The sequence below is a fragment of the Streptomyces sp. NPDC013317 genome, assembly GCF_055563155.1.
Genome location: NZ_JBVHDX010000003.1, coordinates 172,624 through 193,637 on the forward strand (window position 1 = coordinate 172,624; position 21,014 = coordinate 193,637).

The 21,014-nt window shown below is 72.4% G+C and carries 16 protein-coding genes; 7 read left to right on the forward strand and 9 right to left on the reverse strand.

All coding sequences use genetic code 11. From position 1 onward, the window contains the following. Positions 1 to 37: 37 nt before the first annotated feature. Entirely contained in the window at positions 38 to 2,647 is a 2,610-nt protein-coding gene (locus ACZ3IJ_RS09675; protein ID WP_467467136.1) for a SpoIIE family protein phosphatase, read from the reverse strand. Between the two features lie 178 nt (positions 2,648 to 2,825). Between ACZ3IJ_RS09675 and ACZ3IJ_RS09680 the strand changes: the two genes are divergently transcribed. Beyond that, a complete protein-coding gene (locus ACZ3IJ_RS09680; protein WP_467467137.1) occupies positions 2,826 to 4,190 on the forward strand; it encodes an NAD(P)/FAD-dependent oxidoreductase in 1,365 nt (454 codons plus the stop codon). A 51-nt stretch (positions 4,191 to 4,241) separates the two neighbouring features. Here the strand turns inward: ACZ3IJ_RS09680 and corA are convergent, their stop codons facing one another. Beyond that, positions 4,242 to 5,324: a magnesium/cobalt transporter CorA gene (gene corA, locus ACZ3IJ_RS09685; RefSeq protein WP_467467659.1), complete on the reverse strand. Its 1,083-nt coding sequence runs from the start codon at positions 5,322 to 5,324 to the stop codon at positions 4,242 to 4,244. Positions 5,325 to 5,503: 179 nt separating this feature from the next. Between corA and ACZ3IJ_RS09690 the strand changes: the two genes are divergently transcribed. Together ACZ3IJ_RS09690 and ACZ3IJ_RS09695 are read left to right on the forward strand one after the other, a co-directional pair. Beyond that, on the forward strand, positions 5,504 to 6,850 hold the full coding sequence (locus ACZ3IJ_RS09690) for a serine hydrolase domain-containing protein (protein WP_467467138.1): 1,347 nt from the start codon (positions 5,504 to 5,506) through the stop codon (positions 6,848 to 6,850). A gap of 87 nt (positions 6,851 to 6,937) precedes the next feature. After that, the gene (locus ACZ3IJ_RS09695) at positions 6,938 to 7,531 is read left to right on the forward strand and encodes a hypothetical protein (protein ID WP_467467139.1); all 594 of its coding nucleotides are present in this window, start codon (positions 6,938 to 6,940) and stop codon (positions 7,529 to 7,531) included. Between the two features lie 213 nt (positions 7,532 to 7,744). Here ACZ3IJ_RS09695 and ACZ3IJ_RS09700 read toward each other — a convergent pair whose 3' ends face one another. Genes ACZ3IJ_RS09700 through ACZ3IJ_RS09710 form a run of 3 tightly spaced genes read right to left on the reverse strand, consistent with a single transcriptional unit; the run spans position 7,745 to position 10,523 of the window. Further along, positions 7,745 to 8,695 carry a tellurite resistance/C4-dicarboxylate transporter family protein gene (locus tag ACZ3IJ_RS09700; RefSeq protein WP_467467140.1) on the reverse strand — a complete coding sequence of 317 codons (951 nt, stop codon included), beginning with the start codon at positions 8,693 to 8,695 and terminating at the stop codon, positions 7,745 to 7,747. Positions 8,696 to 8,745: 50 nt separating this feature from the next. After that, positions 8,746 to 9,525 (reverse strand): class II aldolase/adducin family protein, encoded by a 780-nt coding sequence (locus ACZ3IJ_RS09705; RefSeq protein WP_467467141.1) that lies wholly within the window; start codon positions 9,523 to 9,525, stop codon positions 8,746 to 8,748. Beyond that, a complete protein-coding gene (locus tag ACZ3IJ_RS09710) occupies positions 9,522 to 10,523 on the reverse strand; it encodes a C-terminal binding protein (RefSeq protein ID WP_467467142.1) in 1,002 nt (333 codons plus the stop codon). The genes ACZ3IJ_RS09705 and ACZ3IJ_RS09710 overlap by 4 nt, the downstream gene beginning before the upstream one ends. 204 nt (positions 10,524 to 10,727) lie before the next feature. Here ACZ3IJ_RS09710 and ACZ3IJ_RS09715 point away from each other — a divergent pair, with 204 nt between their 5' ends. Both ACZ3IJ_RS09715 and ACZ3IJ_RS09720 read left to right on the forward strand, forming a co-directional pair. After that, complete coding sequence (locus ACZ3IJ_RS09715; protein WP_467467143.1) at positions 10,728 to 11,627, forward strand: Lrp/AsnC family transcriptional regulator; 900 nt, start codon at positions 10,728 to 10,730, stop codon at positions 11,625 to 11,627. 42 nt (positions 11,628 to 11,669) lie between these two features. Continuing rightward, positions 11,670 to 12,596, forward strand: coding sequence for a universal stress protein (locus ACZ3IJ_RS09720; RefSeq protein ID WP_467467144.1), 927 nt, complete (start codon positions 11,670 to 11,672; stop codon positions 12,594 to 12,596). A 31-nt stretch (positions 12,597 to 12,627) separates the two neighbouring features. On the opposite strand, the gene ACZ3IJ_RS09725 is transcribed toward ACZ3IJ_RS09720, so the two are convergent. The 4 genes from ACZ3IJ_RS09725 to xylB form a co-directional block, all read right to left on the reverse strand. Next, positions 12,628 to 13,617, reverse strand: coding sequence for an antibiotic biosynthesis monooxygenase (locus ACZ3IJ_RS09725; protein WP_467467145.1), 990 nt, complete (start codon positions 13,615 to 13,617; stop codon positions 12,628 to 12,630). After that, positions 13,614 to 16,340, reverse strand: a complete 2,727-nt coding sequence (locus ACZ3IJ_RS09730) for a molybdopterin-dependent oxidoreductase (RefSeq protein WP_467467146.1) — start codon at positions 16,338 to 16,340, stop codon at positions 13,614 to 13,616. Before ACZ3IJ_RS09730 ends, ACZ3IJ_RS09725 begins: the two co-directional genes overlap by 4 nt. Then, a complete protein-coding gene (locus ACZ3IJ_RS09735) occupies positions 16,337 to 17,164 on the reverse strand; it encodes an FAD binding domain-containing protein (RefSeq protein ID WP_467467147.1) in 828 nt (275 codons plus the stop codon). The genes ACZ3IJ_RS09730 and ACZ3IJ_RS09735 overlap by 4 nt, the downstream gene beginning before the upstream one ends. Positions 17,165 to 17,345: 181 nt before the next feature. Then, positions 17,346 to 18,833 carry a xylulokinase gene (gene xylB, locus ACZ3IJ_RS09740; protein WP_467467148.1) on the reverse strand — a complete coding sequence of 496 codons (1,488 nt, stop codon included), beginning with the start codon at positions 18,831 to 18,833 and terminating at the stop codon, positions 17,346 to 17,348. 134 nt (positions 18,834 to 18,967) lie between these two features. Between xylB and xylA the strand changes: the two genes are divergently transcribed. Together xylA and ACZ3IJ_RS09750 are read left to right on the forward strand one after the other, a co-directional pair. Beyond that, a complete protein-coding gene (gene xylA, locus ACZ3IJ_RS09745; protein ID WP_467467149.1) occupies positions 18,968 to 20,167 on the forward strand; it encodes a xylose isomerase in 1,200 nt (399 codons plus the stop codon). A 205-nt stretch (positions 20,168 to 20,372) separates the two neighbouring features. After that, a complete protein-coding gene (locus ACZ3IJ_RS09750; protein WP_467467150.1) occupies positions 20,373 to 21,014 on the forward strand; it encodes a GntR family transcriptional regulator in 642 nt (213 codons plus the stop codon).

Here is a 21,014-nt window from a genome sequence, read left to right on the forward strand (position 1 = left end):
CCCACGCTGACACGCGGCCCGGGAGCCGGACAAGCGATTAAAGATCTTGGGCGAGGCCCTGCGGGGTGTGCACAGCGGTGCCGTCCCCTTCCAGCGGCTGTTCGGCCCAGATGACCTTGCCCTCGGCCGTGTAGCGGGTCCCCCAGCGCCGCGTGAACTGCGAGATCAGGAACAGCCCCCGGCCTCCTTCGTCGGTGGTGCGCGCGTGGCGCAGGTGCGGCGAGGTGCTGCTGGCGTCGAAGACCTCGCAGATCAGGGTGCGTTCGAGGATCAGCCGGAGCCGGATGGGGCCGGTGGCGTGGCGGATGGCGTTGGTGACGAGTTCGCTGACGACGAGCTCGGTGGTGAACGCGAGCTCGTCCAGGCCCCAGGCGGCGAGCTGTCGGGCGGCCATCACCCGCGCGCGGGCGACGACGGCCGGGTCGGCCGGCAGGTCCCAGACGGCGACCTGACCGGCCGCCAGACCGCGCGTCCTGACGAGGAGGAGGGCGGCGTCGTCGGTGTACGGCCTGCTGGGCGCCAGCTCGTCGACGATGGCGCGGCAGAGTTCGTCGAGCGGCAGGTCGCGGGATTCCAGGACGCGGCGCAGCCCCTCCTTGCCCGCCCTCGGCGCGGCGATGATCCCGTCGGTGTAGAAGGCCAGCACGCTGCCCTCCGCCAGCGGCAGCTCGACGGACTCGAAGGGCAGTCCACCGACGCCGAGCGCGGGTCCGGGCGGGAGCACGGGGAAGGTGACCGTGCCGTCGGGCGCCAGGACGGCGGGCGCGAGGTGGCCCGCGCTCGCGAGGTCGCAGCGCAGGCTGACCGGATCGTAGACGGCGTAGATGCAGCTCGCGCCGACGCCCGCGGGGGTGGCCGCGCCGCCGAGCTCGCCTTCGGCGCCCTCCCGGGTGACCTGGAGGACGAGGTCGTCGAGGTGGGCCAGGAGTTCCTCGGGCGAGAGGTCCAGATCGGCGAGTGTCCGTACGGCGGTACGGAGCTGGCCCATCGTGGCGGCCGCCTCGATCCCGTGGCCGACGACCTCGCCGACGACGAGGGCGACCCTGGCTCCCGACAGGGGGATGACGTCGAACCAGTCGCCGCCGAGGCCGGACAGTTCGTCGGCCGGCCGGTAGAAGGAGGCCGCGTCGACGGCCTCCTGCGCGGGAACGCCGTGCGGCAGCAGGCTGCGCTGGAGCACGAGGGCCGCTGCGCGCTCGCGGGTGTAGCGGCGGGCGTTGTCCAGGCAGACGGCCGCGCGCGCCACGAGCTCCTCGGCGAGCCGCAGGTCGTCCTCGTCGAACGCCTCGTCCTGCCGGGCGCGGAAGAAGGTGGCCATGCCCAGGGTGACGCCCCGGGCGAGGATCGGCACGACGATCGCCGTGTGCGGTTCGGGCTCGGCGGCCGCCGATGCCGCCATGGGCCCGGCGCCCGTGGGTGCGACGCCAGCGGGTTCGGTGCCCGCCGGCGCGGCGCCGGTGGTCTCGGCGCCGGTGGTCTCGCCGTCGGCGGGCGATTCCGCGTCCGGCGGCTCCTCGGCCGGGGGCAGGGGCACGGGGAGGGCCGCGTCCCGTGTCGCGGCGTCCAGCCGGGCGGCGCGCCACGAACGGCCGTGGGCCAGGGAGCGGATCTGGGGCGACGACGGCAGGTACCCGCACGGCTCCCCCGGCTCGACCATGACCCGGATCCCGCCGGGGACGGTCTGCGCACCGGCGCGCATGAGCTGTACGGACGTGGCACCGCCCGTGGGTCCCGGAGCGGGCTCCGCGCCCCGGACGACGGTGTCCAGCAGGTCGACGGCGACGAAGTCCGCCAGGCCGGGCACCGCCACGTCGGCCAGGTCCTGGGCGGTGCCGACCACGTCCAGGCTGCGGCCGATGCGCTCGCTGGCCAGGGCCATCAGGGCGAGGCGCAGTCGGGCACGGTATCGGTCGGTGATGTCGACGACCGCGTAACAGACGCCGATGACGCGGCCGTTGTCGTCGTCCAGCCGGACGAAGGACATGGCGTGGGCATGGTCCCTGCCGGGATGGGAACGGGGGCGGCCCACGTGCTCGTAGCCGAGGACGGGCTCACCGGTCGCGAGGACCTGGCGCATCTTGGATTCCACGAGGTCGGCGTTCATCCCGGGCTGGATCTCCGCGAACCGCCTGCCGCGCCGTTCCTCGACCGTGCCGCCGCCGAACTGCTCGAGGGCGGTGTTCGACCACACGCACCGCAGTTCGGTGTCGACCAGACAGAGTCCGACGGGCATCCGGGTGACCATCCGCTCCAGGAGCGCGGGACCCATGGTCCACTGCCGGGACGGGGCCGCTCCCACGGCGACGACGAGCCAACGGGCCGCGCCCGCCTCGCCCGGCAACGGGAGCACCGTGACGTCCACGGCGATCGTTCGGCCGTCCTGGTGACGCGCGAGCAGGACCCCGGACCAGCCGCCGTCGCGCGCCGAGGCTTCCAGGATGCCGGGGAGCCGGGCCGCCTCGTCCACCGCGAGCAGCGCGCCGACGCGCCGTCCGCTCAGCTCCGCCGCGGGGTAGCCCAGCAGCTTCTCGGCCGCGTACGGGCGGCCGACGACAGCTCCGTCCTCGTCGAAGAGGATGACGACGGAGTCGGCGACGCCGAACACCGCCTCGTGCGCGGTGCTGTCTGTGCCCTCAGGTCTCCCCACGGCCGTCGGCTCCGTTTCTCCACACCCCGCCCTGTTTTTCCCTTCTACCACACTATGGCCAGTATTCGACTGTCAGGTCAGGTTCCGTCGTCACCTCTTCGGCGGACGGACCGGGTTTCCGATCGGCCCGAGGGGTTAGTCAGCACTCAAGGACCGACGATCCGGGAGGCGGGCAAGCGTGACTCGACCGAAGATTCTCGTGGTGGGCGCAGGGTTCGCCGGGATCGCCTGTGTGCGGCGCCTGGAACGGCGGCTGACCAGCCGCGAGGCGCAGATCTCGCTGCTGTCCCCCTTCTCGTACCAGCTCTACCTGCCCCTCCTCCCCCAGGTGGCCTCGGGTGTGCTGACCCCGCAGTCGGTCGCCCTGTCGCTGCGGCGCAGCGAGCGGCACCGCACGCGGATCATCCCCGGCGGCGCGATCGGCGTGGACACCAAGGCCAAGGTCTGCGTCGTACGGACGATCACGGGTGAACTCGTCGACGAGCACTACGACCATCTGGTCCTCGCGCCCGGCAGTGTGACCCGCACGTTCGACATCCCGGGTCTGGGTGAGCACGCGCGGGGCATGAAGACGCTCTCCGAGGCCGTCTACCTCCGCGACCATGTCATCGCCCAGCTCGATCTGGCCGACGCCGGGCACGACGAGGCGGAGCGGGCGGCCCGGCTCTGTTTCGTGGTGGTGGGCGGGGGTTACGCGGGAACGGAGACGGCCGCCTGTCTGCAGCGGCTGACCCACAGCGCCGTCAAGCGCTACCCGCGCATCGACCCGAAGCTCATCAAGTGGCATCTGGTGGACCTCGCGCCCAAGCTCATGCCCGAGCTGGGCGACAAGCTGGGCAAGGCGGCGCTGGACATCCTTCGGCGGCGCGGGATCGAGGTCTCGCTCGGGGTCTCGGTCGCCTCCGTGGACGCCGAGGCCGTGACGCTGACCGACGGGCGGGTGCTGCCCAGTCGGACCCTGATCTGGACGGCGGGCGTGGCCGCCAGTCCGCTGATCGCCACGCTCGGCGCCGAGACCGACCGGGGCCGGCTGGTGGTCGGCGCCGACATGGTCGTGCCCGGCGTGGACGGTGTGTACGGCCTCGGCGACGCCGCGGCCGTACCGGACCTGGCCAAGAAGGAGAAGGGCGCCGTCTGCCCGCCGACGGCCCAGCACGCCATGCGGCAGGGCAAGCACGTCGCCGACAACGTCGTCGCCGCCCTGCGCGGTGAGCAGATGTACCCGTACCACCACCGGGATCTCGGCCTGGTGGTCGACCTGGGCGGCCGGGACGCCGTGTCCAAGCCCCTCGGCGTCGAACTGCACGGCGCCCCCGCGCAGGCGGTGGCCCGGGCGTACCACTGGTCGGCGCTGCGGACCAATGTCGCCAAGACGCGGGTGATGACGAACTGGCTGCTCAACGCCGTGGCCGGGGACGACTTCGTCCGTACGGGATTCCTCGCGTCCCGGTCCGGCACGCTCGCCGACTTCGAGTACACGGACGCCTACCTGACTCCGGAGCAGGTGCGGGCCCACACGGCCGCCCTGAACGCCCGGGTCTGACGGGGCCCGCTCCAGGGGGGCCACGGGGTCCGGGGGCGGCGCGCCCGGGTGTCAGAGCCAGCCGTTGCGGCGGAAGCTGCGGTGGAGGACGAAACAGGCGACGACCATGATCCCGACGACGAGCGGATAGCCGTAGGTCCAGCCCAGTTCGGGCATGTGCTCGAAGTTCATGCCGTACACCCCGCAGACCATCGTGGGGACGGCGATGATCGCCGCCCACGCCGTGATCTTGCGCATGTCCTCGTTCTGAGCGACGGTCACCTGCGCCAGATGGGCCTGGAGGATCGAGTCGAGGAGCGCGTCGAAGGACGTGATCTGCTCGGTGATCCGGGAGAGATGGTCGGCGACGTCCCGGAAGTACGGCTTTATCTCCGCCGAGACCAGCGGCAGCGGAGCCGCGGCCAGGGCCTGCAGCGGGCGGTCGAGCGGGGCCACGGCCCGCTTGAGTTCGAGGAGTTCCCGCTTCAGCTGGTAGACACGGCCGGCGTCGCCGCGTGACGCCTGCTCGCTGAAGACGGCCGTCTCGACCGCGTCTATGTCGTTCTGCACGGCGTCGGCGACGGCGAGGTAGTCGTCCACGACGTGGTCGGCGATGGCGTGCAGAACGGCCGCGGGGCCCTTGGCCAGCTGTTCGGCGTCCGCCTCCAGCGCCTCCCGCAGCGGGCCGAGCGAACCGTGCCGCCCGTGCCGGACCGTGATGACGAAGTCCGGCCCGGCGAAGACCATGAGTTCGCCGGTGTCGACGACCTCGCTGGTGGCGGTGAGCTCCTCGTGCTCCACGTAGCGGACGGTCTTGAAGACGGCGAAGAGCGTGTCGTCGTACCGTTCCAGCTTGGGCCGCTGGTGCGCGTGCACGGCGTCCTCGGCGGCGAGCGGATGCAGGCCGAACAGCTCGGCGAGCCCGGCGAACTCCTCGACGGACGGCTCGTGCAGCCCGATCCACACGAACCCGTCACCGGACTTGCGGACCCGTCGTACCGCCTCGTCGGCGGGACAGGCTCCGCGCTGCCGGGCCCCGTCCTCGTACAGCACACAGTTGACGACCGAGCTGCCCAGCGGCGAGCGTGCCGGATGGCTCAGGTCCACGGTCCGGCGGTAGGCACGGCGGACGGTGCGCCTCAGGTTGCGGATTATCGGCACGTCGGGCTCCTCGGGGACGATCAGCGGACAGTGTGCCACCGACGGACCGTGGGCGGGACTCCTGACAAATGTCACATCTTCCTGTGAACAAGATCCTCCCGGGGGTGGAGAGGGGGCCCGGGGGCGGCGACAAGGATGGAATCACCGCACTCGCCGAGGAAAGCAGGACCTCCATGTCTTCGTCCCCCAGTGCCCGCCTCACGGCGGTCGCCACGGCCGCTCTGATCACCCTCTCCGTCTCGGTGTTACCCGCGCAGACCGCCGTGGCGGCGCAGCCCGGCTCCGCCGCCGCTGCCTCCGCCGCGGTGACACCGGCAGGTCGCGGCCCTCTCGACCGCGCGGCCCTGCGCGGCTCGCTCGACGCCTTCCACAAGGCCGGGATGTACGGCGCCTATTCGGCGGTCCGTGACGGCTCGGCCCAGTGGCGGGGAGCCACCGGCTTCGCCGACGTCGACACGCGCAGGCCCACCGGGTCGAACTTCGAGCACCGGGTCGGCAGCGTCACCAAGTCGTTCACGGCCGTCGCCGTGCTCCAGCAGGCCGGGGCGGGGCGCATCGACCTCGACGCGCCCGTCGGCCGGTACGTTCCGGATCTGGTGCCCGGCGAACGCGGCCGCCAGGTGACCGTGCGGATGCTGCTCAACCACACCAGCGGGATCGCCGACTACGTCCTGCCCGCGTTCCCCGGCGTCCTCGAGAACCCCGGCAAAGCCCTCGACGAGAACCGCCTCCGCCGCATCGCCCCCGAGGAGCTCGTCCGCCTGGGTCTCGCGGCGCCGCCCGTGGCGGAGCGCGGTACGCATTCGTACTCCAACACCAACTACATCCTCGCCGGGCTGCTCCTGGAGCGGGTGACCGGCGAGAAGGCCGAGGCGTACATCGCCCGGAACGTCATACGGAAGGCCGGGCTGCGCCACACGTACTTCCCGAGCTCCCCGTCGCTCAAGGGACCGCACGCCCGGATGTACGAGTCGTTCTTCGGCCTGATCGACCCGCCGCGCGACTACAGCGCCTACGACATGTCGTGGGCCGGCACGGCCGGCGCCCTCGTCTCGACGACGAGCGACCTCAACGACTTCTACCGCGCGCTGCTCGGCGGCAAGTTGCTCGGCGCGGCGGAGCTGCGCGCGATGAAGACCACCGTCCCCGCGTACGAGACGCCGCCGGGCGAGGAGCCGCGGATGCGGTACGGCCTCGGCATCTCCACCCTGCAGATGCGCGGCGGCTGGTACTGGGGCCACGACGGCGGCGTGTTCGGCGCGGGCACGTGGGCCCTGTCCACGGAGGACGGCCGTCGTCAGGTCGCCATCGGCTACAACCTGATGAAGTACCAGCGCTTCGACGAGCAGGGTCGACCGCTGCCGGATCCGATCACGGACGCGCTGTACGCGCATGTCGACGGGGCCCTCGCCGGTACCCCCGCGCCCGCGCGCGGCGCGACGGCGGGACTGGGCACGCGGACGCTGCCGTCGGGGCTGCCGATCGGCCCGGACGCGCTCCACCAGGCGTCCCTGCGGTAGGCGTCCACGGGGCGGGCCGCCCGGAGTGCTCTCAGTTCGGGAACCCCGCTGCGACGGGGTCGGCGGCATGCGCCATCATCACCGGTCATGAGAGCTCTTGTCGGCATCGAACTGCCGGGCTTCCGACTCGTCGAGCCCGATGTCTGGGTCAGCGACGCGGGTGATGTGCTGTCGCTGCACTTCTTCGCACTGCGTCCGGACCTTCCCGCGTCCCTGGACGACGGCCCGTCGCTGCGCGCCGCGCTGACCCGCTTGACCGCGGACGCCGGCGGCGGGCTGATCGAGGCCTCGGTGAAGTCGCTGGGCGGGCTGCCCGCGCTGCGGCAGATACTCAAGCTGCCGATGCCGGGGCAGGCCCATGGGCAGGTCTTCATCGGCAGTTTCACCGTCCCGAGGGCGGAGTGCAGCACGGTGGTGAAGATCCAGGCGCCGGAGCGCGGGACGACGGGGATGCGCGAGGCGATGGTGATGGCGCAGGTCGGTCCGGACGCCTACTTCCGGGCCCATCCCTACGCCCCGGAGGTCCAGGGCGGGCTGCCGTTCCACGCCGCGGACCACGCCCGGTACGACGCCGAGTTCCCGGACCACCCGCTGACCCGGGTCCGAAGCGTGCTCGGCGCGCTGGCCGAGGCCGTCGGCGTGGCACCCGAGTTCGCGGCGCTGCCCCCGTTCGCGGGCTGAGTGGCGTAGGGAAGGACCGCTCGCGCCTCCCGGGGGTCTAGGGCGTGTTGCGAACGAGCGCCGTCCGCCCGAAGGGCGGGCCCCGCGGCGTCTGGTGCGTGCGATCGCAAGGCGGAGGGTCGTCCTCGTACCGGGTGTACTCGGACGATCCCGACAACGCAGCGAGCGTGCGTGCCAGGCGTCGCGGGGCAGGCGGGACTTTCGCAACACGCCCTAGCTCTCCTGGGAGGCGGCCGTGCGTCGGGGGGTCGTGTGGAGCGTCGCCGCCAGGGTGGCGAGCCAGGCGAGGGCCGCGGTCCACAGCAGGATCTGCCCGAGGGTGTCGAGCCAGCCGACGGCCGCCGCCGTCGACGTGGAGAGGCAGGCGACCGCCGTCATGCCCATCGGGAAGACGGTGGCCCAGCGCCGTACGTCATAGGTCAGGCGGGGCCGGAGCAGCTCGGCCGCGAACAGCACCGCGTACCAGACGAGGTCGACGACCAGCAGGAACAGGGTGGTGCTCCGCAGGGAGGTGTGGGTCACGCCGGTCCACACGCCCGTCGCGAGGAGCTTGGAGCCCGCCAGTGCGGAGATGGCCATGGCCCCGCCGGCCACCCACTGGTCACCGGCGCCCGCGACGACCTGCCCGAAGTCGAAGCGGACCAGGGCGGCGAGGTAGAGCAGCAGGCCGAGCAGGAAGAAGGCCAGGGACGTGTAGCCGAGCCAGTCGCCCGCCCAGGGTGTGAGGGTGGCGCCGAGGACCGCGAGCGCCTCGGTGGCCACGCAGATCAGGAAGACACCGCCCGGCATGCCGCTCCGCAGGTGGGTGAGGACCGCTGTGAGCAGTACCGCCCACAGCACGGCCGATCCGGCGAGGAGCACCGCGGCCAGGTGGGTCCAGCCGAGGAGGGCGACGCGCACTCCGAGCACGGTCGTGGCGGCGACGGCGGTCAGCGCGGGCGGGGTGTCGGCTTCGGCGAACCAGCGGCGACGGCTGTGCAGCAGCCGGGTGCCGAAGTCGAAGGCGAGCAGCACCCACAGTGCGCCCGCGACGCCGAGCATCAGCCGGGAGACGGTCTCCAGGCCCGTCAGATGGAAGCCGACCGAGATGATGCCGGTGGCCATCACCGCCGCTCCCGCGGCGGGCGGCAGCTCGGCCCACCGGCGGGCAGTGCGCTCGTTCATGATCCCCATCGCACCGGCTCTCCACCGTGTCCGCCACTCGGGGGCTCCGATCAGTCCTGGTAGTCCGGGCAGGTCCGGTCCAGGAGGCGGAGCATCGCCGCCCATGCCAGGCCGTACGCGTCGTCGTCCTCGAAGTCGGAGGTCGCCTCGCCGGTGAGCTGCCGGGCCGTGTACGCGCAGACCTCGGCGTCGGGGACGACCAGGGGGACGCCGCTCGACTGTGCGGCGATCTGGATCTCGCAGGCGCGCTCCAGGTAGTACATGCGCAGGAACGCCTGGGCCGCGCTCTCCCCCACCGTCAGCAGGCCGTGGTTGCGCAGGACGAGGGCGGGGTGGGTGCCGATGTCGGCGACGAGGCGGCGCTGCTCGTCGAGGTTGAGGGCGACTCCCTCGTAGTCGTGGTAGCCGACGCGGTCGTAGAACTCCATCGACATCTGGTTGAGCGGGAGCAGTCCGCCTTCCTGTGCGGCGACGGCGCAGCCGGCCTTGGTGTGGGTGTGCAGGACGCAGTGCGCGTCCTGCCGGGCCGCGTGGATCGCGCTGTGGATGACGAAGCCCGCCGGGTTGACCGGGTGGGGGGTCGGCTCGACGGGGTTGCCGTCGAGGTCGATCCTCACCAGGTTGGACGCGGTGATCTCCTCGAAGAGCAGCCCGTACGGGTTGATGAGGAAGTGGTGGTCGGGGCCTGGCAGCCGCAGGGAGATGTGGGTGAAGATCAGGTCGGTCATCCTGAAGTGGGCCACGAGCCGGTAGACGGCGGCGAGTTCGCGGCGAAGCCGGAGCTCTTCGGCGGTCCTCGTCTGCGGGGCGTGCGGCGCTGCGGTGGTCATGCGAGGACTCCTTCGAGGGCGGTGGCGGTGGGGTCGACGACCGCTGTCCGCGGGCGGCCGGTGCGGTGCCAGGCGATGACGTTCTCGGCGGGTCCGCACACGTACGCGCGGCGCGAGGTGTCGGACAGGAAGGCGCTGTGCGGCGACAGCTGGATGCGCGGGTGGCGGCGCAGCGGGTCGTCCGCCGGGGGCGGTTCGACCGGGAAGACGTCGAGTGCCGCGCCGGCCAGGTGGCCCCGGTCCAGGGCGTCCGACAGGGCGGCCGGGTCGACGAGTTCGCCGCGCGCGACGTTGACGAGGAAGCCGCCGGGGCGCATCCGCGTGAGCAGCGCATCGTCGACGAGGCCTCGGGTGGCCGGGGTGAGCGGGACGTGCAGGGAGAGGACGTCGACGGCCGCGGCCAGGTCGCCGAGGCCGTCGTGACGTGCGATGCCGGCCGGCCAGTGGGCGGGGTCGGCGTGCGGGTCGTAGGCGGCGACGCGTCCGAAGACCGGTGCCGCGAGGGCCGCGAAGGAGCGTGCGATCCTGCCGAGGCCGACGAGCCCGAGGGTCAGTTCGCTCGCCCGGCGCGGGAGTCGGCCGTCCGCCGCGAACTCCGTGTTCCAGCCGCCGGAGCGGACGACGGCGTCGGCCTGGGGGAGCCGTCGGACGAGGGAGAGCGTGGAGGCGAGCGCGTGGACGGCGACGTCCTCGGTGGCGGCGCCGGGCAGGTTCGCGACCCACACCCCGCGCCGCCGTGCCTCGGCCGTGTCGACCATGTCGTACCCCGCGGACATGGTGGCGATGATGCGCAGTCCCGGGAGCCGGTCGAGGAGCGCGGCGTCGATCCGCGCGTAGCCGACGATCAGGGCGACCGCGCCCCTGGCCGCGTGCGCGAGGGCTGCTGGGTCCCGCGTTCCGGCGACGCGTGCCTCGAACCCGGCCTCGGCGAGCAGCCGGACGCCGGGCTCGGGGTCCAGGTCGTCGGTGTCGGTGAAAACGGCGACGGGCTGATTCACCCGGCCCCCTCTCGATCGTACTGCTGATTCGTCGGTCGATGTCGAGATGAACTTACGTTTCATCTGCACGACTGTCCACCAACGAACGACACGGTTGCGCGTGACCCGTGTCACGAACGGATCCGCATCGCGGAGCGGTGCCCGAGAATGGCGGTCGGACCCGGGGCCGCCGCCCCGTGGCCGCCGAGCCGAGGAGATCACCGGGTGGAGCTGGATTCCGTCGACCTGGCCGTCGTACGCGCGCTGCAGAAGGACGGACGCCTCGCGTACGAGACGCTGGCCCAGCACGTCGGCCTGTCCCGGCCCGCGACCCGGGCGCGGGTGCAGCGCCTGCTGGAGTCGGGAGCCGTCCGGGTCGTGGCGGTCGTCCATCCCTCCGTCCGCGGGCTGACCGCGTCCGCGCACCTCTCGATCGACGTCGACGGCGCGGCGGAGCCGGTGGCGCGGGCCGTCGCCGAACTTCCCGAGGCCCCCTTCGTCAGCCTGACGGCCGGGCAGCGGGCGATCATGACGGAGTTGCGCACCGAGGGTTTCGAGGCACTGGAACGGAGCATCGAGCGCGTACGTTCCGTGCCCGGTGTCGCGGTGGTCGACCCGCTGATCGGCACCCGTCACCTCAAGGACCCTTATCTGCTGGCGGACGAGCCGGCCGTGTCGGATCTGGACGACACCGACCTGCGGATCCTCGACGCCCTCGAACAGGACGGCCGGCTCCCCTTCGCCGACCTCGCCGAACGCGTGGGCCTCTCCCCCGGGGCCACCCGCGCCCGCACGCTGCGCCTCCTGGACGGTGGCGTGGTGAGGGTGCTGGCCCTGGTCCGCCCCGAGGTCCTGGGCCTGGGGTACGCGTGCGGGTTCGCGGTGCGGGTCGAGGGCGCGCGGGGCCCCGTGGCGCGGGCGCTGGCCGCCTGGGAGGAGGTCACCTTCCTCTCTGCCTGCCTGGGACGCGCGGAGCTGGTCGGCACGGTCACGGCGGGCTCCCTGGGGTCCGTACGGGCGGCACTCGACGCGATGCGGGATCTGCCGGGCGTACGGAGCGTCGAGAGCTGGCTCCATCTGGAACTGGTCAAGGAGCGGTACGACCTCGGCGCACCGGCGGAGTAGGCCCACCGAGCGGGGCACCGGGAGGCGGGGAATCATGCCCCTATGAACGAGAAGCCGGTTGTCGTCGGCGTGGACGGGTCCGAGCACAGCCACCTGGCCCTCGAATGGGCCCTGAGCGTGGCGCAGCGGCTCGACGCTCCCCTGGTCGTCGCCCATGTGCGCTCCGACGCGCTGCAGCTGGGCAGCGCCCGGATCGCCTCGCTCGGCGAGACGGCCGAGATTCCGGACGCCGTTCTCGACGGTGTCCGCGCCTGGGTGGAGGAGCAGGGCCCGCGGGTGCCGGTGCGGTTCGACTCGCTCGACGGCTCCGTGTCGGACGCCCTGCTGGACGCGGCCAGGACCGCGCGGTTCCTGGTGACCGGATCGCGTGGACGGGGCGGCTTCGCGAGTCTGCTGCTCGGCTCCTCCGGCCGGACCCTGGCCGCCTCCGCACCCTGTCCCGTCGTCGTGGTGCCGCACGAGGCGCGGACCGTGTCGCTGGAGGGCGACGGCGAGTCGGGCCGGGTCCTGGTGGGGCTGCACCCGGAGGAGACCGGCGACGAGGTCGTGGACTTCGCCTTCCACGCCGCCCAACAGCGCGGCGTGGCCCTCGAAGTGGTGACCGCCTACCGCTTGCCGCCGTCGCCGATCATGCTGGTCGGCCCGCCGGCGCCCGCGCTGCAGATGCCGCCGCCCGTGCCCGTGGACGAGACCCCCGAGCTGGTCAGGGAGACCGTGAACCTCCAGGAGGACCGGCTGCGGCCGTTCACCGAGCGGTACAGGGACGTCGAGGTCGTGCCCGTCGTCGTACCGGCGGACGCGGCGGGTCGGCTCGTCGAAGGGTCGCGGCGCGCCGCCCTCGTCGTCGTGGGCCGGCACCGCAGGCACCGGGTCGCGACGCTCCTCATGGGCTCGGTCGCGCACGCGGTGCTGCACCACGCCCACTGCCCGGTCGCGATCGTCCCGCCCCACGGGCCCACGTCGACGTGAGAAGGGCCGGCCGGCGGCAGCGGCCGAACCGTCATGGCAGGGTCCAGAACTGTCGCGTGATCAGGTAGAAGACGGCCACCCAGAAGACGGTGACGACGGCGACGATGCCGAGGCCGATGCGGTTGGTCCTCTTCCGCGGCTCCTCCGGTGGGGGTCTCAGCCACCGTTTGAGCAGCGGGTTCACGTAGTACGGCATCGTGAAGAAGGTCATGATGAAGCTCGACAGCAGGTTGCCCACGAGCAGTCCCAGCCAGAGCGGCCACCGCAGCGGCGACAGGGCGAGCGTGAGGAGCACGACGGTCGGGTACAGGCCGACCCAGACGGCGATGGCGGTCTTGGCCTCCGAGGGCGGGGGCGCTTCCTTGCCGTTCTCCTCGAAGGCGAACCAACTGCCGAACGAGTTGTCGATCGTACGGAGCTTGAAGTCGTCGAACCTGGCTCCCTCGGCCAGCATGCCCCGCCGCTTCCTGGACGTCAGCCAGGCGTCGAGGTGCTCGGCGTTGTCGTAGCGGTACAGCGTGGTCCACTCGTCCTGGACGCCCTCGATCGGCCGGAAGAGCTCGGTCCCGCGGAAGCCTTCGAACCGGCTCTCCTCCTGGCTCATGCGCTTCTGCCAGTCGAGGAAGTCGTCGATCTGGTGCGGGGCGACGCGGTGGGTCACGACCACGGTCACGAGGGCGTCCGTCGGCTTCGCGCCGCCGCTGATGACCTGCTGGGTCGCGGGGCCGTCGAAGTACCGCTCGCCGGAGTCGAGGAGACTCTGCCGGGTCGCGCTGTTCATCCACGCCTGCAGGTGGGCCACCGAGTCGAAGCGGTAGACGACGACCCAGTCGGGTTGCAGGTCGGTCGGAGGGGAGACCTCGGCGCCCAGGTATCCGGCGTACCGTGCGGCCGCGGTGTTGACGCCCTCCTGCCACCGCTCGTACTCCCGGTGCATGCCCGGCCGGACCCTGCGGCCGATGATGACCGTCGCGGCGGCGTCGGCGGGCGCCGCCGTGTCCGGGTGCTTCTCGGTGGTCATCGGCCCGTGCCCGTCCACGCGTGCCTGCTCCGGGCCAGCCGGCCGTAGATCCGTTCCGGTGTCAGGGGGAGTTCCCGGTAGCGGACGCCGGTCGCGTCGTGGAGCGCGTTCGCCAGCGCCGGGGCCACCGGGTTGATGCAGCACTCCGCCATGCCCTTGGACCGCATGGGCCCCACGGAGTCCGTGGAGGGCACCAGGAGCACTTCGGTGCGGGGGACGTCGGCGAAGGCGGGGATCCGGTAGTTGCGGAAACTCGGGTTGACCATGACACCGTCGGCGTCGACCCGGTGGTTCTCCGTCAGCGCGAATCCGATGCCCTGGGCGACCCCTCCGTCCACCTGTCCCCGGACCTGCTCGGGGTTGATCACCACACCGGCGTCGGTCGCCTGGACGCTGTGCAGGACACGGATCTCGCCCGTGACCGGATGGACGGCGACACGGAAGCCCTGTGTGTTGGAGACGACGCTCCGGGGCGAGCCGTACGCCTTGCGGGCGGCGGTGAACCGGATGCCGCGGGAGCGGGCGAGGGCGACGAGTTCGGCCAGCGGGACGCGGGTGTCCCCGCAGACGACGTCCTCGTCGTCCATCGTGCACATCACGACGTGGACGCCCGCGTGGGCGGCGGCGAACTCCAGGATGCGGTCGCGCACCGCGTTCGCCACCCGGAGCACCGCGTTGCCCGCCACGAAGAGTCCGGCGCTGGCGAAGGCTCCGGTGTCGAATCCGGTGCGGTCGGTGTCGGACTGTACGAGACGGATCCGCGACGGCACCGTGCGCAGCTGGGTGGCGGCGATCTGGACGTGCGCGGTCGAGGTGCCCTCGCCGAACTCGACGGTGCCGACGGCGAGTTCGTAGACCAGGTCGTCGCCGAGGGTCAGCCAGGCCTCGGAGATGTGCTCGGTCGGGGGCGCGGTCTCGTGCAGCGAGCTCGCCACGCCGACGCCGACGAGCCACTCCGGGCCGGGCGCCGGCCGGTCGGCCGCACGGGCGAGGGAGCCCGCCACCAGGTCGACGCACTTGGCGAGGCCGTCCTCGTTGAACATCACGTCGTCGGGGCCGTCGTGCATCGCGACGAGCGGATCGCCGGGCCGCACGATGTTGCGGCGGCGCAGGGCGAGGGGGTCCATGTGCAGGGCGAGGGCGAGTTCGTCCATCGCCGACTCCACGGCGAAGACCGGCTGCGTCATGCCGTACCCGCGCAGCGCGCCGCTCGGGACGGTGTTGGTGTAGACGGAGTAGGCGTCGTACCTCTTGTTGGGGCAGCGGTAGATCATCACGGCGGCCCCGCCCGCGTGGAGCGTCTCGCCGCCGTGGTTGCCGTAGGCGCCCGTGTTGGACACGTTGCGGACCTGGAACGCGGTGAGGGTGCCGTCGGCCTTCGCGCCGAGCCTGACCGTCAGCTTCATCGGATGGCGGGGCGAGGCCGTGGTGAACTCCTCCTCCCGCGTGTACTCGAAGGAGACGGGCCGCCCGGTGTCCAGCGCGGCGAGCGCGGCCAGGTCCTCGGAGATGACCTCCTGCTTGCCGCCGAACCCGCCGCCGACGCGTTTGCAGAAGACACGGAGCTGGTCCGGGCGCAGCGCGAACAGGTACTCCAGCTTGGCCTTGGCGATCGACGGGGACTGCGAACTGGTGCGGACGTTCAGCCGGCCGTCCTCCATCCAGGCGATCGAGCCGTGGGTCTCCAGGTGCGCGTGCTGCACGCGCGGTGAGACGTAGGTGCCTTCGTGGATGAAGTCGGCCGCGGCGAAGCCGGCGTCGACGTCCCCGATGTGCGTGTGGATCTCCAGCAGGAGGTTGCGGTCGGGATCGCAGACGAACGGGTCTTCCGATCCGTGCAGTTGGGGTGCTCCGTCGGCCATGGCCCCCTCCGGGTCGAAGACCGCCGGCAGTACCTCGTACTCCACGGCGAGAAGACGGCAGCCCTCCTCCGCCGCCCGTACGGTGTCGGCCACCACCGCGGCGACGCGCTGGCCGACGAAGCGGACCGTGTCGTCGAGGATGTACGTGTCGTCCGGATCGACGAGGTGGTCGGTGTGGATCGCCGTGGTGAACCGCCTGCGCGGCACGTCCTCCCAGGTGTAGACGCCGCGCACGCCGGGGACGGCGAGCGCGGCGGTCCTGTCGACCGAGAGGATCCGGGCGTGCGCGTGCGGCGAGTGGAGCACCTTGAGGTGCAGCATGCCCTCCATGCGGACGTCCATCGTGAACTCGGCGCGGCCGGTCACGACGTCCTCGGCCGCCGGCGCGGCCACGCTCGCCCCCACGGCCTTGCCCGGTTCGGCCTCCTGGACGGCGGAGCGGCCCCGCACGGCGTCCTCGATCGCCCGGTAGCCGGTGCAGCGGCAGAGGTTGCCCTTGAGCGCTCGCGGAAGGTCGGCCTTCTGTTCATCGGTGAACGCGGCCGAGGTCATGATCATCCCCGCAGTGCAGAAGCCGCACTGGAAGCCCGGCGCGTCGCGGAAGCGGCGTTGCGCGGGATGCAGGTCGCCCGGGGTGCCGAGACCCTCGATCGTGGTCACCTCGTGGCCCTCCGCGCGGAAGGCGGGGGTGACGCAGCTGTGGACCGGAGCGCCGTCCAGCCACACCGTGCACGCGCCGCAGTCGCCCGCGTCGCAGCCCTTCTTGACGCCGAAGTGACCCAGCTCCCGCAGGTAGGTGCGCAGACACTGGCCGGGACGCGGTTCCGCGTCGAAACTCCTGCCGTTCACGAGGTAGGTCATGCCGGGTCCTCTGCCATGAGTTCGCGGCGGATCTCTTCGGCGAAGTGCCGGGTGAGGTGGCGACGGTGGTCGGGAGTCCCGTTGGGGTCGGCGAACCAGACGTCGGCGGGGACGGCGTCGACGCTCCGTCGCAGGGTCCGGGCGTCGGGCATCCGGTCGAAGGCGAACCGTACCGGCCGGGTGGTGCCGGCGGTGACGGTGAGCATGAGGTCGCTCGTGCCGGGTGTGCGCGTCCCGATCAGGAACACGGTGGAGCGGCCGAGGCGGGTCAGCGTGAAGCGGCGGTGGGCGGCCCGCTTGCGCAGGGCACGCGCCGGGATGCGCACGCGGCGCAGGATCTCGCCCGGAGCCAGGATGTTGCGGTGGTCCCCGGTGACGAAGTCCAGCGCGTCGACGGTGCGTACGGAACCGTCGGTGGCCCACAGTTCGTAGCGGGCTTCGAGGGCGACCGCCAGCGTGATCATCGGGCCGGCGGGCAGGGACAGACAGATGTTCCCTCCCACGGTCGCCGCGTTCCAGATCTTGAACGAGGAGAGGAACGCCTCGCAGGCCGTGGCGAGGAGTGTCCCGGCTGCCCAGTCGCCGGGCGGCACGAAGGCGTGGAGGTCGCGGATCGTGCAGGTGGCCCCGATCTCCAGTCCGGTGTCGCCCGGCACGAGGGGTGCCCACGGCAGCGCCGCGAGGTCGACCAGGCGGCGCAGGTCCGGCTGTTCGACGGAGTACAGCCATGTCCCGCCCGCGAGCCAGGCGTCGCCCTCGCGCCAGTCCGCGCCCGGCCGTTCGTCCGGCAGCCGGACGACTTCGGTGACGGTGTTCAGATCCACGGGGAGACACCTGCCCCTGCGCGCGGGGAACGTGCCCCGTCCAACGCATCGGGATCACCTGGAGACGGCCGCGCCCACGTCGTGGGAGACAGGACCGCCGGACACGGCAGTTCCCTTCCAGCGTAGCGAGGGCGGTCCGTCCGCGCGCGGCCGGAACAGGCCGTCGCGGGTCGGTCGCGAGTCAGGTGAGGAGGCTCGGGGCCGCCCGGTCCAGGACGGTGGCGATCCGGTTCCAGGTCGCCTCGTCACGGGTCACCGGCTCCAGCGTCTCCCCCCGTCCCGTGCCCCATGCCGTGGCGAGCGCGACGGGGTCCTCGCGGGTCGCGGCGGAGGCCGCGAGCGCGGCCGCGCCGAGCGCGACGAGTTCGGTCGCGGCGGGGACGGTCACGGGGCGGCCGGAGAGACGGCGGATCGTGTCCCTCCAGGCCCGCCCCTGGGCCCCGCCGCCGATCAGGCGCAGCGGGCGGTCCCGTACCGCCCCGTCCGAGGGGTCGAGGCCGCAGGCGGCGAGGAGGTCGTCGAGGGCGCGCAGCACGGTGAACGCGGCGCCCTCGTAGGCCGCGCCGAGGATCGCGCGCGGTGTGGTGGTGTGGCGCAGTCCGGTGACGAGGCCGGTGGCGTGCGGAAGGTCGGGGGTGCGCTCGCCGTCGAGGTACGGCAGGACGACGACGCCGTCGCCGGGCGCGGTGTCCTCGCGGTCGAGGCCGAGCAGTCCCGCGAACCGGTCCACGGCCAGGCTGCAGTTGAGGGTGCAGCCGAGGGGGAGGTACGTGCCGTCGGCCGCGGCGAATCCGGCGAGTCCGGCGGCGGCCGGGCGGTTCCGGGTGGCGGCGAAGACGGTGCCCGAGGTGCCGAGGCTCACGACGGGATGGTCCAGGAGCCCCGCGCCGCCGAGGCCCAGACCGACGGCCGCCGCCATGTTGTCTCCCGTACCGGCGGCGACGGCGACGCCGGGCGGCAGTCCGAGCGCGCGGGCCGCGGCCGGCGTGAGCGTGCCGACACGGGCGGCACCGCTCGGGGCGACGACGGGCAGCAGGGCTTCGTCGAGACCGAGGAGGGCCAGGATCGCGGGGTCGTAGGCGCCGGCCGCTGTGTCGTACCAGCAGGTGCCCGAGGCGTCCCCGGGGTCCGTGGCGGCGACTCCGGAGAGGCGCTCCGTCAGGAAGTCGTGAGGGAGCCTGACGGCGGCCGTGGAGGCGGCGACGGCGGGTTCGTGGGCGCGTAGCCACTGCCACGTGGTGGCGGTCATCGAGGCGACCGGCACCGAGCCGGTCCGGGCGAGCCAGCCGTCCGGACCGCCGAGCGCGGCGGTGAGTTCGACGGCCTGGGGTGCGGAGCGGGTGTCGTTCCAGAGCAGGGCGGGGCGCAGTGGGCGGCCCGCCGCGTCGAGAACCACGAGGCCGTGCTGCTGGCCCGCGACGGCGATGCCGGTCACGGCGGAGGAGGGCGTCCCCGCGTCGGTGAGGGCCTCGGCGACGGCGTCGCGCAGTGCCGACCACCACTGCTCGGGGTCGCTCTCGCGGGCTCCGTCCTCCCCCGTGACCGTGTGCGCGGCCCGGCCGGTTCCGCGTACGGCGCCGGTCTGCGCGTCGACGACGAGCGCCTTGGCCGACTGTGTGGAGCTGTCCACGCCGATCACGACCGGGGGCGTCGGGCGCGTCGCCGTCATAGGTCTCACCTTCGTCGTCCACTCTGGCGCCGGGTCGCGCCGTACCGTATTAGTTATCTCAGAAAACAAATAGATGGGCCAGGTCGCGCCGCGCCCTTCCTGTCACCCGAGAACGGCAACAAAAGGGACAGACCATGACGGAACTCATCTCCCCCGCACCCACCTCCCCCGCACGCTTCTCCCCCACACCCGTGGACCGGTTCACCTTCGGCCTGTGGACGGTCGGCTGGCAGGGCCGCGACCCCTTCGGCGAGGCCACCCGCCCCGCGCTCGACCCCGTGGAGTCGGTGGAACGGCTCGCCGCACTGGGGGCGTACGGCGTCACGTTCCACGACGACGACCTGATCCCCTTCGGGGCCGCGGACGCGGAGCGCGAGGCCGTGATCAAACGCTTCCGGGCAGCGCTCGAACGCACCGGCCTGAAGGTGCCGATGGCCACGACCAACCTCTTCACCCACCCCGTCTTCAAGGACGGCGGCTTCACCGCCAACGACCGGGACGTGCGGCGGTACGCCCTGCGCAAGTCGATCCGCAACATCGATCTGGCCGTCGAGCTCGGCGCCACGACGTACGTCGCCTGGGGCGGCCGCGAGGGCGCGGAATCGGGCGCGGCGAAGGACGTCCGGGTGGCGCTCGACCGGATGAAGGAGGCCTTCGACCTGCTCGGCCAGTACGTCACCGAGCAGGGCTACGAGCTGCGGTTCGCGATCGAACCCAAGCCGAACGAGCCGCGCGGCGACATCCTCCTGCCGACGATCGGCCACGCCCTGGCCTTCATCGAGCGCCTGGAACGGCCCGAACTGGTGGGAGTGAACCCCGAGACGGGCCACGAGCAGATGGCGGGGCTCAACTTCCCGCACGGCATCGCCCAGGCACTGTGGGCCGGGAAGCTCTTCCACATCGACCTCAACGGCCAGTCGGGCATCAAGTACGACCAGGACTTCCGCTTCGGCGCGGGGGATCTGCGCCAGGCGTTCTGGCTGGTGGACCTGCTGGAGACCGGAGGGTACGAGGGGCCGCGGCACTTCGACTTCAAGCCCGTGCGCACGGACGGCTTCGACGGGGTCTGGGAGTCCGCGAGGAACTGCATGCGCAACTATCTGATCCTGAAGGAGCGCGCGGCCGCCTTCCGCGCCGACCCCGAGGTCCAGGAGGCCCTGGCCGCCTCCCGACTGCCCGAGCTCGCCGAGCCCACGGCCCCCGACGGCCTCGCCGGCCTCCTCGCGGACGCCGGCGCGTTCGAGGCGTTCGACGTGACGGCGGCGGCCGAGCGCTCCATGGCGTTCGAGCGCCTGGACCAGCTGGCGCTCGAACACCTGCTGGCGGTCCGCTGACCGCCCCGCCTCCCACCCTTCACCACGACGGGCGCCCGGACCACGGACCGGGCGCCCGTCGCCGTGCACCCCGGACGGGACGGCAAGCGCTTTCCATCAATCCTGCGCGAAGCATTGACGAAGCATCAGCATCCCCTTAGCTTCATCGGCGTTGCACTTCGTACGTCATATATGAGACGCGATACACGAGATCTGAGAGTGCGTCATGACCTTCGCCCCCAGTCCCATCCCCTCCCGCACCCAGTACGTCCTGGAGGCGATCAAACACGACATCCTGACCGGCGGCCTCAGCCCCGGCCAGGCACTCGTGGAGACCGAACTGGCCGCCCGTTTCGGGGTGTCGAAGACCCCGGTGCGCGAGGCCCTCAAGACCCTCGCCGGCAGCGGTCTCGTGGTGATGAGCCAGTACAAGGGTGTGACGGTACGGATGGTGGACGCCGACATGGCCCGTGAGGTCTACGACGTACGGCTGCTGCTCGAACCCGAGGCCGTGCGCCGTACCGTCGACGCCGGCGCGCCCCTCGACGAGGCGCGGGCCGCGCTCGGCCGGGCCGAGGCCGCCGACGACCCGGCCGAACGCTCCCTGGCCAACCGGGACTTCCACCGCGCCCTCTATCTGCCCTGCGGCAACCCGCTGCTCGGCCGGATGCTGGACGAGGTCCGCGACCAGGCCGCCCTGGTCTCCACCGTGGCCTGGGCCGCGACGCCCTCCTGGGAGCGCGAGGCGGCCGAGCACGAGGAGATCCTGCGGCTCGCGCTGGCCGGCGACTCGGCCGGCGCCGGTCTCGCCCTGCACGACCACATCGCCTCGTTCGTCGAGCGCGCCTTTCCCGAGGACGGTGAGTGA